At 70.7% G+C, this 14,802-nt stretch carries 9 protein-coding genes and 2 pseudogenes (1 of these 11 cut by a window edge); 8 read left to right on the top strand and 3 right to left on the bottom strand.

What is annotated here, in order from left to right:
- The 5 genes and pseudogenes from CED_RS25300 to CED_RS12155 form a co-directional block, all read left to right on the top strand.
- The coding region (locus CED_RS25300; RefSeq protein ID WP_235187043.1) for a hypothetical protein at positions 1-227 on the top strand (227 nt) is incomplete at its 5' end.
- A 426-nt stretch (positions 228-653) separates the two neighbouring features.
- Positions 654-1,385, top strand: a complete 732-nt coding sequence (locus CED_RS12140; RefSeq protein WP_011435969.1) for a dienelactone hydrolase family protein — start codon at positions 654-656, stop codon at positions 1,383-1,385.
- Positions 1,386-2,321: 936 nt separating this feature from the next.
- A complete protein-coding gene (locus CED_RS12145; RefSeq protein WP_011435969.1) occupies positions 2,322-3,053 on the top strand; it encodes a dienelactone hydrolase family protein in 732 nt (243 codons plus the stop codon).
- Between the two features lie 303 nt (positions 3,054-3,356).
- A pseudogene (locus tag CED_RS12150) lies at positions 3,357-3,539 on the top strand (transposase domain-containing protein); the annotation flags it as partial.
- Positions 3,540-3,552: 13 nt separating this feature from the next.
- Positions 3,553-4,221, top strand: a complete 669-nt coding sequence (locus tag CED_RS12155; RefSeq protein ID WP_023840475.1) for a hypothetical protein — start codon at positions 3,553-3,555, stop codon at positions 4,219-4,221.
- A 284-nt stretch (positions 4,222-4,505) separates the two neighbouring features.
- On the opposite strand, the gene CED_RS12160 is transcribed toward CED_RS12155, so the two are convergent.
- From CED_RS12160 to CED_RS12170, 3 genes are all read right to left on the bottom strand, one after another.
- Positions 4,506-6,710 (bottom strand): biotin carboxylase N-terminal domain-containing protein, encoded by a 2,205-nt coding sequence (locus CED_RS12160; RefSeq protein ID WP_035910671.1) that lies wholly within the window; start codon positions 6,708-6,710, stop codon positions 4,506-4,508.
- 246 nt (positions 6,711-6,956) lie between these two features.
- A complete protein-coding gene (locus CED_RS12165) occupies positions 6,957-8,564 on the bottom strand; it encodes a carboxyl transferase domain-containing protein (RefSeq protein WP_035910674.1) in 1,608 nt (535 codons plus the stop codon).
- A 451-nt stretch (positions 8,565-9,015) separates the two neighbouring features.
- A complete protein-coding gene (locus CED_RS12170; protein WP_035910613.1) occupies positions 9,016-10,311 on the bottom strand; it encodes a DUF5925 domain-containing protein in 1,296 nt (431 codons plus the stop codon).
- A 232-nt stretch (positions 10,312-10,543) separates the two neighbouring features.
- Here CED_RS12170 and CED_RS22580 point away from each other — a divergent pair, with 232 nt between their 5' ends.
- From CED_RS22580 to CED_RS12190, 3 genes and pseudogenes are all read left to right on the top strand, one after another.
- A complete protein-coding gene (locus tag CED_RS22580) occupies positions 10,544-13,222 on the top strand; it encodes a DUF3710 domain-containing protein (protein ID WP_152569735.1) in 2,679 nt (892 codons plus the stop codon).
- A gap of 255 nt (positions 13,223-13,477) precedes the next feature.
- Complete coding sequence (gene cobM / locus CED_RS12185) at positions 13,478-14,320, top strand: precorrin-4 C(11)-methyltransferase (protein WP_011435962.1); 843 nt, start codon at positions 13,478-13,480, stop codon at positions 14,318-14,320.
- Positions 14,317-14,802: pseudogene (locus CED_RS12190) on the top strand (cobalt-precorrin-6A reductase); it runs 345 nt beyond the window's last position. Before cobM ends, CED_RS12190 begins: the two are co-directional and overlap by 4 nt.

Raw genomic sequence — 14,802 nt, forward strand, 5'->3', positions numbered from 1 at the left:
CGCGCCCGCCTCTACCACTTCCAAACCCGGATCCGAGCCAACCAGTCGGCCGTCGCCCGTGCCGCGACCACGTAAGGATCACTGTCACTGGAGTACGAGATGCCTGGCATGCCGAGGAGTTCCTCGCCCGCCGCCGCGCCGTCACCGACACCGACCTTCCGCTGCTAGATCGAGTCGCCGCGACGCTGATCCTGCTCTACTCCTACGCCTTGTCCGGTGGCCCCTGACAACCCCCGTGTCACAGCGTCGCTCCTGACAACAAGGAGCCCCTCGGCGTGACGCACCGTGACAGCTAACCCAAGAAGCGCTCGACTACAGACCACCCGATCAACGGTCGCTGCCAGTGTGGTCCCCCACGGACAGCCTCAACCCGGCGATGATCTGCGCCAGGTCGTCGAGGGACGCCACCGCGCACCGCGCCATCGGGCTGGCGGAGCGCTGCGAGTGGCTCCGGGGCATCCGGCCACGGAGCCTCTGGGAAAACCTGTTGGCGGATCACGGTGACCACTGCTAGCTTGCCGGAGGCCGTGCGAAAGAACGAGGAGGTGGTACCCGTGAACGCAGTATCGACATGGGTGCTCCCCTCCGGGGTCACGGTCGGGCGATAGGTCGTCCGGGAGCGCCGTTCACAAGCACTCCCGAAAGGCACGACCATGCGATTCACGTCTGAACAGCGCCTCGACGACGGTGTCCTCGAACGCGCATTCACCCTCGGCGAGATCCCCGGCATCCTGTGGACTCCCGCATCCGCATCCGCACCGGCCCCGCTGATCCTGCTCGGTCACCCCGGCGGACTGCACAAGATGTACCCCCGACTGGTGGCCCGGGCCCGGCGCTCCGCGGCGGACGGCTTCGCCGCGGCCACCATCGAGCTCCCCGGAAGCGGTGACCGGCCCCGTTCCGCCACCGCTGAGCAGGCCCGCGTCGACCTGCACCGGGCGCTGAAGGCCGGCGAGCCGGTCGACGAGGAGATCGTGGACCGGCTCGTCCTCCCGCTGGTCGAAAAGGCGGTCCCGGAATGGCAGGCCGCCCTGGACGCCTTCCTTTCGCTGCCCGAGATCGGCGGCCCGGTCGGGTACTCGGGGGGAGTGATCGCCATCGGGATCCGGCTGGCGGTGGTCGAGCCGCGCATCTCGGCCGCCGTTCTGTTCGCCGGGAGTTTCGTGCCCCACACCATGTTCGAGGAGGCCCGCCAGGTCACCATTCCNCTGCACGTCCTGCTGCAGTGGGACGACGAAGGAAACGACCGGCAGCTGGCCCTGGACCTGTTCGACGCCTTCGGCTCCAAGGAGAAGACGCTGCACGCCAATCTGGGCGGGCACACCGGCGTCCCGCAGTTCGCGGGGGACGCTGCGGCCCGGTTCTTCACCCGGCACCTGACGTGAGGCCCGGCCGTCCGGCCGGCAACAGACGATAGGAGCTGTCGGCCAGGATGCCGCTCATCGAGGACAGGTCCCGGCCCTCCTCGATGAGCGGTGGCCAGCAGATGCACGACCGCGCGGATATGCCCAACCTGCGTTGATCCCGAGCTACTCCCGGCGCCGCGGGCCGGACAGCACCTCGGTGGCCTGGTGCACGGCGGCCAGGCCCGGCTTGACGTAGCGCTGCACGCTGCGCAGCGACTTGTGCCCGGCCTTGTCCATGATCAAGTTGGCGGAGATGTTGGCGTCCCCGAGGTGGGTCGCTGAATCCTCGATGTTGAGGTGGAATTGCCAGCCGTGGACAGCGAGCGGCTGACCGACCGTATTTCGATCGGTGTGCTCGCCAGAATCGTTCCCCGGGATCTCGTCGATGAAGCNCGCCGCGCCGTCACCGACACCGACCTTCCGCTGCTAGATCGAGTCGCCGCGACGCTGATCCTGCTCTACTCCTACGCCTTGTCCGGTGGCCCCTGACAACCCCCGTGTCACAGCGTCGCTCCTGACAACAAGGAGCCCCTCGGCGTGACGCACCGTGACAGCTAACCCAAGAAGCGCTCGACTACAGACCACCCGATCAACGGTCGCTGCCAGTGTGGTCCCCCACGGACAGCCTCAACCCGGCGATGATCTGCGCCAGGTCGTCGAGGGACGCCACCGCGCACCGCGCCATCGGGCTGGCGGAGCGCTGCGAGTGGCTCCGGGGCATCCGGCCACGGAGCCTCTGGGAAAACCTGTTGGCGGATCACGGTGACCACTGCTAGCTTGCCGGAGGCCGTGCGAAAGAACGAGGAGGTGGTACCCGTGAACGCAGTATCGACATGGGTGCTCCCCTCCGGGGTCACGGTCGGGCGATAGGTCGTCCGGGAGCGCCGTTCACAAGCACTCCCGAAAGGCACGACCATGCGATTCACGTCTGAACAGCGCCTCGACGACGGTGTCCTCGAACGCGCATTCACCCTCGGCGAGATCCCCGGCATCCTGTGGACTCCCGCATCCGCATCCGCACCGGCCCCGCTGATCCTGCTCGGTCACCCCGGCGGACTGCACAAGATGTACCCCCGACTGGTGGCCCGGGCCCGGCGCTCCGCGGCGGACGGCTTCGCCGCGGCCACCATCGAGCTCCCCGGAAGCGGTGACCGGCCCCGTTCCGCCACCGCTGAGCAGGCCCGCGTCGACCTGCACCGGGCGCTGAAGGCCGGCGAGCCGGTCGACGAGGAGATCGTGGACCGGCTCGTCCTCCCGCTGGTCGAAAAGGCGGTCCCGGAATGGCAGGCCGCCCTGGACGCCTTCCTTTCGCTGCCCGAGATCGGCGGCCCGGTCGGGTACTCGGGGGGAGTGATCGCCATCGGGATCCGGCTGGCGGTGGTCGAGCCGCGCATCTCGGCCGCCGTTCTGTTCGCCGGGAGTTTCGTGCCCCACACCATGTTCGAGGAGGCCCGCCAGGTCACCATTCCGCTGCACGTCCTGCTGCAGTGGGACGACGAAGGAAACGACCGGCAGCTGGCCCTGGACCTGTTCGACGCCTTCGGCTCCAAGGAGAAGACGCTGCACGCCAATCTGGGCGGGCACACCGGCGTCCCGCAGTTCGCGGGGGACGCTGCGGCCCGGTTCTTCACCCGGCACCTGACGTGAGGCCCGGCCGTCCGGCCGGCAACAGACGATAGGAGCTGTCGGCCAGGATGCCGCTCATCGAGGACAGGTCCCGGCCCTCCTCGATGAGCGGTGGCCAGCAGATGCACGACCGCGCGGATATGCCCAACCTGCGTTGATCCCGAGCTACTCCCGGCGCCGCGGGCCGGACAGCACCTCGGTGGCCTGGTGCACGGCGGCCAGGCCCGGCTTGACGTAGCGCTGCACGCTGCGCAGCGACTTGTGCCCGGCCTTGTCCATGATCAAGTTGGCGGAGATGTTGGCGTCCCCGAGGTGGGTCGCTGAATCCTCGATGTTGAGGTGGAATTGCCAGCCGTGGACAGCGAGCGGCTGACCGACCGTATTTCGATCGGTGTGCTCGCCAGAATCGTTCCCCGGGATCTCGTCGATGAAGCGCTGGTGGAGACGAAACGGCAGGAACGGCGTACCAGGCTGCTGCCAGCCCGGGTCATGGTGTACTTCACGATTCGGGGTGGTCGGGGTGGTCCTCGATGAGTGGGTGGGGCCGGCCCTTCTGCCGTCACTGGACGTGCCGACCATCCTTGCGCGTCAGCTCGCCGAGCGGCTCGCCCCGGGCAACCGCCCGCGGCGCACCGCCGCTGCGTACCCCGGCCCCACCATCGACGCCGAAGGCGAGGACAACCCACTGCCGAACCCGTTCGCACTGGTCCTGGATCCATCGCGCACGGACGGTATTCGCATCCCGACCTTCGTCGGGAAGGCCCACGGCGACCTGCACATCGAGAACATCCTGATCCCGTCCTCACTGCGCAACGTCGACACGACGTATCAGCTGATCGACCTGTCGCGGTACGCGGCCGACGCCGTGCTCACCCGGGATCCCGTCCATCTGGTCCTGCACATCCTTGCCCGGAGACTGTCGGAGCTGTCCGCGGCGCAACGCACCGCCGTCATCGATCTGCTGCTCGACCCGGAGCAGGACGGAGACCTCGTGCCGCGGTGGCTGTTCCTGCTCATCGACCGGGTCCGATCGGCGGCGAAGGACTGGGCACGCCGGGCCGGTCTGGTCGACCTGTGGCGCGACCAGATCCCGCTGTCCCTGCTGGCCGTCGCCCTGACCTGCCTCGGACGGACATCCACCCGGCCGGGGACCGACGCAACCCGGGCGAGCGGCCCTGGACGCGGATGACCCGACCGGGTCCGCGTGCAGACTCGTCACCGTCCTGGTCGAGGCCTGTGCCGTGCCGGCCGCATTCGATCAGGCCTCCTCGGCCCACCTCGACCTGTCCAACCTGGCCGAGGCCGATGCCCGCAAGACGCTCCTGCGGCGGCTGGCTGGGCGCTGAGAGAAGGATTGACGTTTCCGGCCTGCACTGACTCCGGCGACCGACCCAGGGTGGCCGCCGCGGACAACGGAAAGGACAACGGAAAGTTGTGGAGGGTTGAGCACGGTCCGACGGCGTCAAACCATGCTCAACCCTCCACATTTCGCCGGCCCGCCGGAGCGACTGCTCCGGATTCGGGGTNGGGGTCGGCCGGGCCCGCCACGGACATCACCACCAGCAGCTGGTCCAGGGCGACGAGGTCGCCGGGCCGGACGAGTACTTCCTTGACGATCCCGGCGCCCGTCGCCGAGACGGTGTGCTCCATCTTCATGGCCTCGACGACGGCCAGCGACTGCCCGTCCGCCACGGTCATCCCCGGTTCGACCAACACCGCGGTCACCGTGCCCGGCATGGGGCTACGCGCCTGCCCGCCGGGCACCGGCCCGGCCCCGGTGCCCGCCACCGGAATCACCTCGGCCAGGCCCCACGCCCCACCGTCGCGGCCAAGCCAGAGGATCCCGTCGGCGGGCTCCCACGCGTAGGCCCACCGGGTGGTGACCGCACCGATCGTGACGAGCAGCTCGTCGCCGAGCTGACTGACCGATGCGGCGACCGGCGGCCCGTCGGCGATCCGGACCCGGGCCGCGTCGGGGGTGCCGCGCGCCGCGACCCGCAGCGTTGACACCGTCCGCTCCCCGCGTCCCGGCTCCACCCCATCCCCGTGGCCGTTACCATCCCCGTGGATGTTCCCATCCCCGTGGATGTTCCCGGCCCCGCCCTCAACCCCGGCCCCGATCTCGGGTGGCGCGCTGCCACCAGGTTCGGCGCCGTCGGGGCCGCCGGACGGTACTGCCCCACCGGGCAGGGCGACCTCCCAGGTCAGCCACGCGGGCTCACCGGGCCGCCATCCGGAGGGGATGTCCCACGGGTCGACCACCGGACCGGCCGGTTGCAACGTCAGCAGCCTGGCCAGGGCGTATCCGAGGAACGCCTCGCCGGGCAGATCGTCCTGGGTGAGGGCGGCGAGATCACGTTCGACGAGACCGGTGTCGAGCCGCCCGGCGACGACGTCCGGATGGGCGAGCAGCGAGCGCAGGAAGCCGATGTTGGTCGTCACCCCGAGCAGGACCGTGCCGGCGAGCGCGGTGTCGAGGCGGGCGATCGCGGCGGCGCGGTCCGCGCCCCAGGCGATCACCTTGGCCAGCATAGGATCATACGTGGTGCTCACGATGTCCCCGGCCCCGATGCCGGCGTCGACGCGGATGGCCGGCCCGGCCGGTTCCCGGAAAGTCAGCACCCTACCGCCGGTCGGCAGGAATCCCCGCCCGGGGTCCTCGGCGTAGATCCGCGCCTCCACCGCGTGCCCGGTTAGGCGGATGTCGGCCTGACCGAAGCGCAACGGCTCCCCGGCCGCGATCCGGATCTGCTCGGCGACCAGGTCCACCCCCGTCACCAGCTCGGTGACCGGATGCTCGACCTGGAGCCGGGTGTTCATCTCCATGAAGTAAAACTCATCCGGCGCGTCGGCGGACAGGATGAACTCGACCGTGCCCGCTCCGACGTAGCCGACGGCGCTGGCGACGGCGACCGCCGCCCCCCCGAGCCGCTCCCTGGTCCGCGCGTCGAGCGCCGGCGCCGGCGCCTCTTCAACAATCTTCTGGTAGCGCCGTTGCAGGCTGCACTCCCGCTCACCCAGGTGGAGCACGCTGCCGTGCTCGTCGGCGAGGATCTGGACCTCGACGTGGCGGGGNCGGGNGATGAACCGCTCCACGTACAGGGTGTCGTCCCCGAAGCCGGCGGCGGCCTCCCGGCGGGCCGACGCGATCGCCTCCGGCAGTCGGGCGGGCTCGCGGACGATGCGCATCCCCTTGCCACCACCCCCTGCCGAGGGTTTGAGCAGCACCGGATAGCCGATCTGACCGGCGGCCTCGGCGANCGCGGCATCGCTCATGCCCGGCGCCGACCGGCCCGGCACGACCGGCACCCCCACCTCCGCCACCGTCCGCCGCGCGGTGATCTTGTCGCCCATCACCTGCACCGCGGCAAGCGACGGTCCGATGAAGAGCACTCCGGCCGTCTCACAGGCCTGTACGAAGGCCGCGTTCTCGGCGAGGAAGCCATAACCGGGATGGACGGCCTCCGCCCCGGATACCCTCGCCGCCTCCAGCACGGCCTCGATGCTGAGGTAGCTCNCCTTCGCGGGCGCCGGGCCCAGCCGCACCGCGACATCCGCCTCCCGGACGTGCCGCGCCCCAGCGTCGGCGTCTGAGTAGACGGCGACGGACCGGATACCGAGATCGCGCAGTGTGCGGATCACCCGGACGGCGATTTCACCCCGGTTCGCGACGAGCACCGACGAGAACGTCAGACCCGACGTTCCCGGTGCCCTCGGCGGCACGACGCCCGCCGGCCGGGCCGGCGTGGAATGGCCATCCGGACCGTGGCCGGCACCGCCGCCGTGACCGGCGGAACCGGCGGAACCCGCGATGCCGGGATCGCCGCCTGCGTGATTCGTGGCGGACAGATCAGCCGTGGACACCCTTGATCCTCACGATTGGTTTCCTCACATCGGATGTTTCCGCACGCCAGGATGTCCCCCTCACATCCGGAAGACGCCGTAGCCCACCGGTTCCAGCGGAGCGTTCGCCGCCACCGACAGGCCCAGGCCCAGCACCATACGGGTGTCGGCCGGATCGATGACACCGTCGTCCCACAGCCGAGCGGTCGAATAGTACGGGCTGCCCTGCTCCGCGTACCGATTCAGGATCGGCGCCCGGAAGGCGACCTCGTCGGCCTCGCTCCAGGCGACCCCCGCGGCTTCCATCTGGTCCCGGCGCACGGTCGCCAGCACCGCCGCCGCCTGCTCCCCGCCCATCACCGAGACGCAGGCATTCGGCCACATCCACAGAAAGTGGGGCGAGAATGCCCGGCCGCACATCGAGTAGTTACCCGCGCCGAACGAACCGCCGATCACCACGGTGAACTTCGGCACCCGGGCACAGGCAACCGCGTTAACCATCTTCGCGCCATGCTTCGCGATGCCGCCGGCCTCGTACTCCCGACCCACCATGAAACCGGTGATGTTCTGCAGGAACACCAACGGGATACCGCGCTGATCGCAGAGCTCGATGAAATGGGTGCCCTTCAGCGCCGACTCGCCGAAGAGCACCCCGTTGTTCGCNACGATCCCCACGGGATGGCCATGGAGGCGGGCGGTCCCAGTGACCAGCGTCGTTCCGTACTCCTTCTTGAACTCCGCGAAACGGCTGCCGTCAACGATGCGCGCGATCACCTCTCGCACGTCATAGGGGGTACGCCCGTCCGTCGGTACCGCGGCGTACAGCCCGGCCGGGTCGACCGTCGGTGCCTCGGTCGGCTCCAGTTCCCACGGCCGCGGCCCGCGCGGCGCGAGGCCCGCGACGATGGAGCGCACAATCCGCAGCGCATGGGCGTCGTCCTCGGCCAGGTGGTCGGTCACCCCGGAGGTGCGGGAGTGCAGCAGCCCGCCGCCGAGATCCTCGGCCGACACCACCTCGCCGGTCGCGGCCTTCACGAGCGGCGGACCACCGAGNAAGATCGNCCCCTGNTNCCTGACTANCNCCGCCTCGTCGGCCATCGCGGGAACGTACGCGCCGCCCGCCGTGCACGAACCGAGCACCGCCGCGATCTGGGAGATTCCCAGCGAGGACATCCGGGCCTGGTTGAAGAAGATCCGCCCGAAATGCTCCCGATCCGGGAAGACCTGGTCCTGCAGCGGAAGAAACGCTCCCCCAGAGTCGACCAGATAGACACAGGGCAGCCGATTCTGTAGCGCCACCTCCTGGGCGCGCAGATGCTTCTTCACGGTCAACGGATAGTAGGTGCCACCCTTGACCGTGGCATCGTTGGCGACTACCATGCATTCCCGACCCGAGATCCGGCCAATGCCGGTGNTGACGCCCGCCCCCGGAACCGGATCCTCGTAAAAGCCGTTCGCGGCGAGCGGGGAGAGCTCCAGAAAAGGACTCCCCCGGTCGAGCAGCGTGTCGACCCGGTCGCGGGGCAGGAGTTTGCCGCGAGCCACGTGGCGGGACCGCGCCTGCTCCGACCCGCCGACCGCCGCCACCGCCAACCGCTCCTGGAGATCGGTCACAGCGTGCCAATGCCTCTCGGCATTGCGCCGTCCCTGTTCACCCGCGGCATCGACCCGACTGGTCAGGACCGGCATGGCCGAGGACCGCCGGACCTCGTCGGACCGCCGACCCGCGATGGTTCCGGCGCGTGCTGCGCTCACAGTCACCCCCACGAGTGGACGTCGGGCCCCGAAACAACGCCCCCAAGTTAACGACCGCTAACCTCGTCGTCAAGGCAGACGGCGGCGGGGACCGTCGGGCAGACGGCCGATCCCCGTTGCCGTTGCCGGACCTTCACCCCTTCACCGACATTCACCCCTTCACCGACATTCACCCACGACCGAGACCAAGACCAGGATCCGGCGATCCGAAATACACCGGTTGCTCCCCGGTGGCTAACTTTAGCGATGCCTGACCGGTGGCGTCCGACCGGGACGGTCCGGCCACCCGACGGCACCGCGCAGGGCGCGGCGCCGTCGGGCCGGCGGGACTACCCGGCCCGCTCCCGGCCAGGCGGGCCCGAATCGGGAGTACGGCGCGCAGCCGTCACAGGTACATGCCGTGGCGGGCGTCCGTGGTGGTGGGCCGCGGCAGGCCCCGGCCGTCCCGCAGGGCGAACAGCTCCGCCAGCGTCATGCTCGACCGGACTCCCTCCGCGGAGCCCAGCCAGGACACCGCCTCGGTGTGTGGCAGGGCTCCCACCTCGATCTGGGCAAGACAGCGGCCGGGACGGACAACCGCGGGATGCATGCGCAGCAGATCCTCGTTCGTGGTCAGGGCGACCAACACCTCGCGGCCCTGCCCGACCAGACCATCGGTGAGGTTCAGCAGTCGAGAGAGCTGCTGGCCAGCCGCACCCCGGCCGTCCCCACGGATCAGGTCGTCGCAGTCCTCGATCACCAGCAGCCGCCACCGGTGGGCGGGTGGCTCGCCCATGCGGTCGGTCGCCGCGGCCTGGGCACCATGACTGTCCGCATCCCCGGACCCGGCATCGCCGCTGTCCGCATCCCCGGCCCACGCGANCCCGCCGTCGGTACCCCCGCCGTCGGCGCCGCGGGCGTCGGCGCTCTCCCCCTCCGGGTCCCCGTCGTCGTCGAAGCCGATCGCGACCTCCATCAGGTAGGCGGGATCGGCGAACAGCGCCTCGGGATCCAGGACGCAGTCGACCTGGCACCAGGATCGCCATTCGTTCGCCAGGGCCCGCAGCACGGTCGTCTTCCCGGTTCCCGCCGGACCATGCAGGAGGATCAGGCGGCCGACCACGTTGTCCCGGCGAACCGCCATGAGCCGGTCGAGCGGGCCCACGGCGGCCGACGCGTAGTTGGCGCGGANCGAAGCCCACGTCGTGGTGGCCGTCCGGCGGCTGGTCCGGATCGGACCACGTTGACTGGACAGATACCAGAAACCCATGTTGACGGCGTTGTCCGCACCGCTCTCGGCGACGGACGAGCGGAGCACGTCCTCGATCACCACCCGGGCGAGCTGTTCGCTCACCGCGGTGACGGTCACCTCACCACCCCCGCCGCGCCAGCGCACGGCTCGCACTGTCCAGCCCTCGCCGACCGCGAGACGTGAATCGCGGGACTCCTCGACAACCGCGCGCAGGACCCTTGCCCCTGACGGCAGCAGCGTGGCTCCCGGCCGGAGCCGGTCGACCCGGGCACTGCGGGCCCAGGGCTGCTCACCGGTTGTGAAAGGAGCCAGGGCGAGTGCGTCGACGACGTCGTAGGGCGTGTCCGAGTCGTCCAGGCCGACAACGAAAGGGAGCTTCATCCCTCCGCTCAGTGACTCGGAGACCATCCAGGACTTAGGCAGCGACGCCTTCTGATGTGGAACTGACACCTGTCCGATGGTCCCGGACAACTCAGCGCCCGGCCATCCCGTTGCGCGATTTACTCGGGCACATCGCGGGGGCCGTACACCGCCCGCGACCTGTCGCGTGCCTCCATCAGGGCCGATCCGAGGACGTTGCGGCCCGGCCAACCTCCCGGGGAATCTCCCGGCCCCACCAGCGGCGCGCCTACCTTAAGTAATCCATCAGCCACTCCAAGCTTCTTCCTGGGAGGTGGTCAGGATGCTAGGAGGGCTACTCATCCACCGTCGGCGCCGAAAGTCGGCGCAGCCGGAGCCGGACGACCATGCCGGCACCGGGGCCGGTACCGGGGCCGGTACCGCGGCCGGTAAGGGCGACGGTGACGCGAGGAAGCCCGGTGAAACGGGAACCGGTGCCACGGGAACCAGCGCCACGACGAGCGGGGGCGCCCGGCTGGGCCGGGGTCCGTTCGACGCGGTGGACGCGCCCGATGACGGCCGGGCGCGAGCGGATTTCGGAGCTCTCGTGGTGCCGCGGGTGAACGGCACCCGGATCCGGGTCTCGGCCTCCGGGCCGATGCCCACCCTGGCCGCGATGGACGGGACATCCGTCCTGGAGCTGTCCGTCCTCGCCGCCCCGCGCAGCGGCGGCCTGTGGGCGTCGATCCGCGAGGACCTGGTGCTCTCGGCACCGGAGGACACGGAATGGAACGACGAGGACGGGCCCTACGGCCCCGAGCTGCGCATGCCGCTCGACACGGCCGTCGGCCGCCTGCCCGCCCGCATCTTCGGCATCGAGGGGCCGCGGTGGATCCTCTGTGCGGTCATCACCGGTGCGGCCGCGGTCGACGTGACGGCGGCGCCGCTGCTGGAGGAGGTACTGGACGGGCTCGTCGTCGTCCGGGGGGACGCGGCGATGCCGGTGCGCGAGCCCATCCCCTTCGAACGTCCCGACAGATTCGACCGTCCCGACCGTCCCGACCGAACAACCGACACCGCCGCGGCCATTCCGGAGCAACCCCCGGAACGCAGGATCATGACGCTGGCGCTGCGGGGCGCCAACCGCGAGGCCCCCCACCCGCGGCGTCGTGACCCGGCCCGTCCACCACCGGCCCGGCTCAGGCCCGTGGGGAGTCGGTGTACTCCACGAGGTCGACGAAGATCTGGGCTGCGGCCTGGTAGAGATCGGTCCGGAGATGTTCATGGGCAGCACGCGGAGCTATCCGGTCGACGGTCTTCAGCNCAACGCCGGAAGCAGACGTGCAACGGCGGCCGTNCAGAAATCGTCTGTAAACGGATTTATCAAGCCTGTTCACCATGCGGGAAGGATGGCGCGGTTCGGGTCGCCCGGGCCGGTCACCATCGGACCGGGGCTCCCCCGGAGAGCACCCGGCACGACGGGCGGAGGTGCGGAGTGTCGGCCACGCTAGCGCTGGGTCTGCTGCTGCAGGGGCTCGCCTTGGTCGTGGTGGTTCGCGGTCGGGGCCGGCACGCCGTGTCCAGTCTCGGGCTGATGTTCGTCGGTGCCGCCATCGTCTACCACGGGGTGACGGAGGTCCTGCAGGTCCTGGTGCCGTCCTACAGTGACAACCGGCTGTTGACCACGGAGTCCGACGTCGCGGCCTACACCGTTCTGGTCGGGTTCTCCCTGCTCGCGTTCGCTTTCGGTNATCGCTTCGCGACCCCGCGCACGCCGCCGTCCACCGGTTTCCGCCGGGAGGAAGTCTTGGACTTCTTCGACTGGCGGGTCCTGACTCCGCTGGCCCTGGCTGCGGTGGCCGTGACAGCGGTCGGCAGGAACACCTCGCCCGGCCACGCGGACCCCTCGACGGTCACCGGCAGTCCCTACCTCGTCAGCGGCTTCGCGACGCAGTTCCTGGTCGTCGGCCTCGCCCTGGGAAGCTTCGCCGTGCTCGTGCGGACGAAGGGCCGCGGATTCCTCCCGGTGCTCGGCGTCCAGTGTACGTTGCACACACTGGCGGGGCAGCGGCTGCCGGTGGCGATAGCCGCGGGNGCGGNGATCTACCTACTGTCCATCGTCGGGATTCCCATACGCCGACGGCAGCTCGTCTCGGTCGTCGCGCTCGTGGTTCTGGCCTACGTCGTCATCTACGGGGCACGCGCGGACGCGGGCCGGCAGGTGTTCGGGTACAGCGTGGGTCCCGGGCAGCGCCTGCAGGCCCTGGCCTCCGGTCTGACCCATCTGGAAGGCGGGATAAACCCGGGCGAGGTGGGAGACCTCGGGGTCCGCCTGGACGGGAACTCCTACCCGTCGATAATCCTGCGACGGCTCCGCGACGGTTCTCCGCCCATCGGTCCGGTAACCCTGTGGAACGACGTCAACATCGCCGTCCCGCGTTTTCTCAATCCCGACAAACTGAATTCCGACCTGGAGTCGCGTTCCCTCAAGACGCGCCTGTCCGACACCTACGGGATCACCAACGCGTTCGACCGCCTGCCCACCCAGCTCGGTGAGCTGCTGCCCATCGGCGGTCCGCCGTGGATGGTGACCCTCGCGGCTCTGGCAGGATTCGTCCTCGTCCGACTGGAGTACGCGCTGCGCGAATGTCGCCATCCAGCGGCTCTCCTGGGCCTGCTGGCGCTGGTGGCCGCGATCCTGCAGTACGANGGCGGGATCGCGCTCTACACAATCAACGGCCGCGGTGTCCTGGCCATCGCGGCCGGACTGTTCGTGTGGCGGAAACGACGGATCTTCCGGCCCGCGACGGTTCGGGGGCTGACCACCCTACCGCCGCTGTACACCGGCACCCCGGCCACCGTCGCGCGGGCCGGCTCCGACGAGGACGGCACACCGACCAACCCGTCGCAGCCCGGCCCGTCGCCGGGTGACCCGGTGCGGACCGAGCCGGCGTCCGCTGGCAGGGACGAGGCCGCGGCGCAGGTCACGGCCTGCGGCCACGGCCCACGCCGCAACCGGTGAGGGGGTGGCGGCGCGGCGGCCGCGGTCTCTCTGACGTTCCGGAGGGCGGTGTCCGGCTTCCCGTCAGTGCGCGAGCAGCCGGATCGCGACGCCCAGCGACGCCCGTGCCGGAGCGTCCCCGAGGGGGCTCGCCGCCGCCGGCGTCCTGCTAGCGTGCCCGGTTGTGCCCAGCAGCATGCGCCGAGCGTCCGCCGCCCCCGCCGCCGAGCTGCCCGGAGACGTCCAGCTGCCCGGAGACAACCGGCGGGGGCCGGCGTGACCGTGCACTTCATCGGGGCCGGACCGGGCGCCGCCGACCTCATCACCGTCCGCGGCCGGAATCTGATCGCATCCTGCCCGGTCTGCCTGTACGCCGGCAGTCTCGTCCCGGTCGAGCTGCTGGCACACTGCCCGCCCGGGGCCCGTCTCGTCGACACCGCCCGGATGCCGTTGGACGACATCGTCGCGGAGCTGGTCGCGGCCGACGCCGCCGGTCACGACGTCGCCCGCCTGCACTCCGGCGACCCGTCGCTCTACAGCGCCGTCGCCGAGCAGATGCGCCGGCTCGACGCGGCCGGGATCGCCTACGACGTGACGCCGGGTGTCCCCGCCTTCGCCGCGGCGGCGGCGTCGCTGCGCCGGGAGCTGACGGTTCCCGGCGTCGCCCAGAGCGTGGTGCTGACCCGCACGGCCGTGCTGTCCAGTCCCATGCCGCCCGGCGAGGACCTCGCCACCCTCGGCCGGTCGGGGGCGACCCTCGTGCTGCACCTGGCCGTGCACCGTATCGAGACGCTCGTCGCCGAGCTCGTGCCGAACTACGGTACGGACTGCCCGGCAGCCGTCGTCGCCTGGGCCAGCCGGGCCGACGAGATCGTGTTGCGCGGCACGCTCGCCGACATCGCCGGTCGGGCGCGGGCCGCGGGGCTCACCAGGACGGCCGTGATCATCGTGGGTCGCGCCCTGGCCGCGGAGGGTTTCCGGGACAGCTACCTGTACTCCCGGGAACGCTTCGGACCGGACGGATGCGTGTCGTCCGTTCCCCCGGCCTCCCCGGTTTCCCAGGCCTCCCCGGCAAACGCCGCGCCGTGTGGCCCGGATCCCGCCCCTCGGGCTCGGTGACCGGGCGCCCCCGGGGCTCGGTGACCGGGGCACGCCGCCTGCTGCTGCTCGGCGGAACCGGGGAGGCGCGCCGCCTGGCGACCAGGCTCGGCTCCCCGGATCCCGCCGGCACGGAACGCATCGAGATCGTCTACTCGTTGGCCGGTCGAGTCCGCGAGCCTGCGCTGCCACCGTCTTGCCAAATCCGGATCGGCGGCTTCGGCGGGGCGGCGGGCCTGGCCGACTACCTGCGGGCCGAACGGATCGATGCGGTGGTCGACGCGACCCACCCGTTCGCCGCGACGATGACCACGCACGCCGCACAGGCCGCGCGCGCCACCGGCGTTCCGCTGCTCGTCCTGCGCCGGTCGAGCTGGCGCGAGCAGCCCGGCGACGACTGGCGCCGGGTCCCGTCGCTGGCCGGCGCGGTCGCCCTGCTCGACCGGTTCGTCCTACCCGGACCGCGCCCGCATTCCGATCCAGCCCCACGGGTGTTCCTGACC

Origin of the sequence: Frankia sp. CeD (assembly GCF_000732115.1) — a bacterium.
In the GTDB taxonomy this organism is placed as follows: domain Bacteria; phylum Actinomycetota; class Actinomycetes; order Frankiales; family Frankiaceae; genus Frankia; species Frankia casuarinae.

Excerpts from the sequence above, each read along its gene's own strand:
- CED_RS12145 (WP_011435969.1), top strand. The coding sequence starts at position 2,322 with ATGCGATTCACGTCTGAACAGCGCCTCGACGACGGTGTCCTCGAACGC.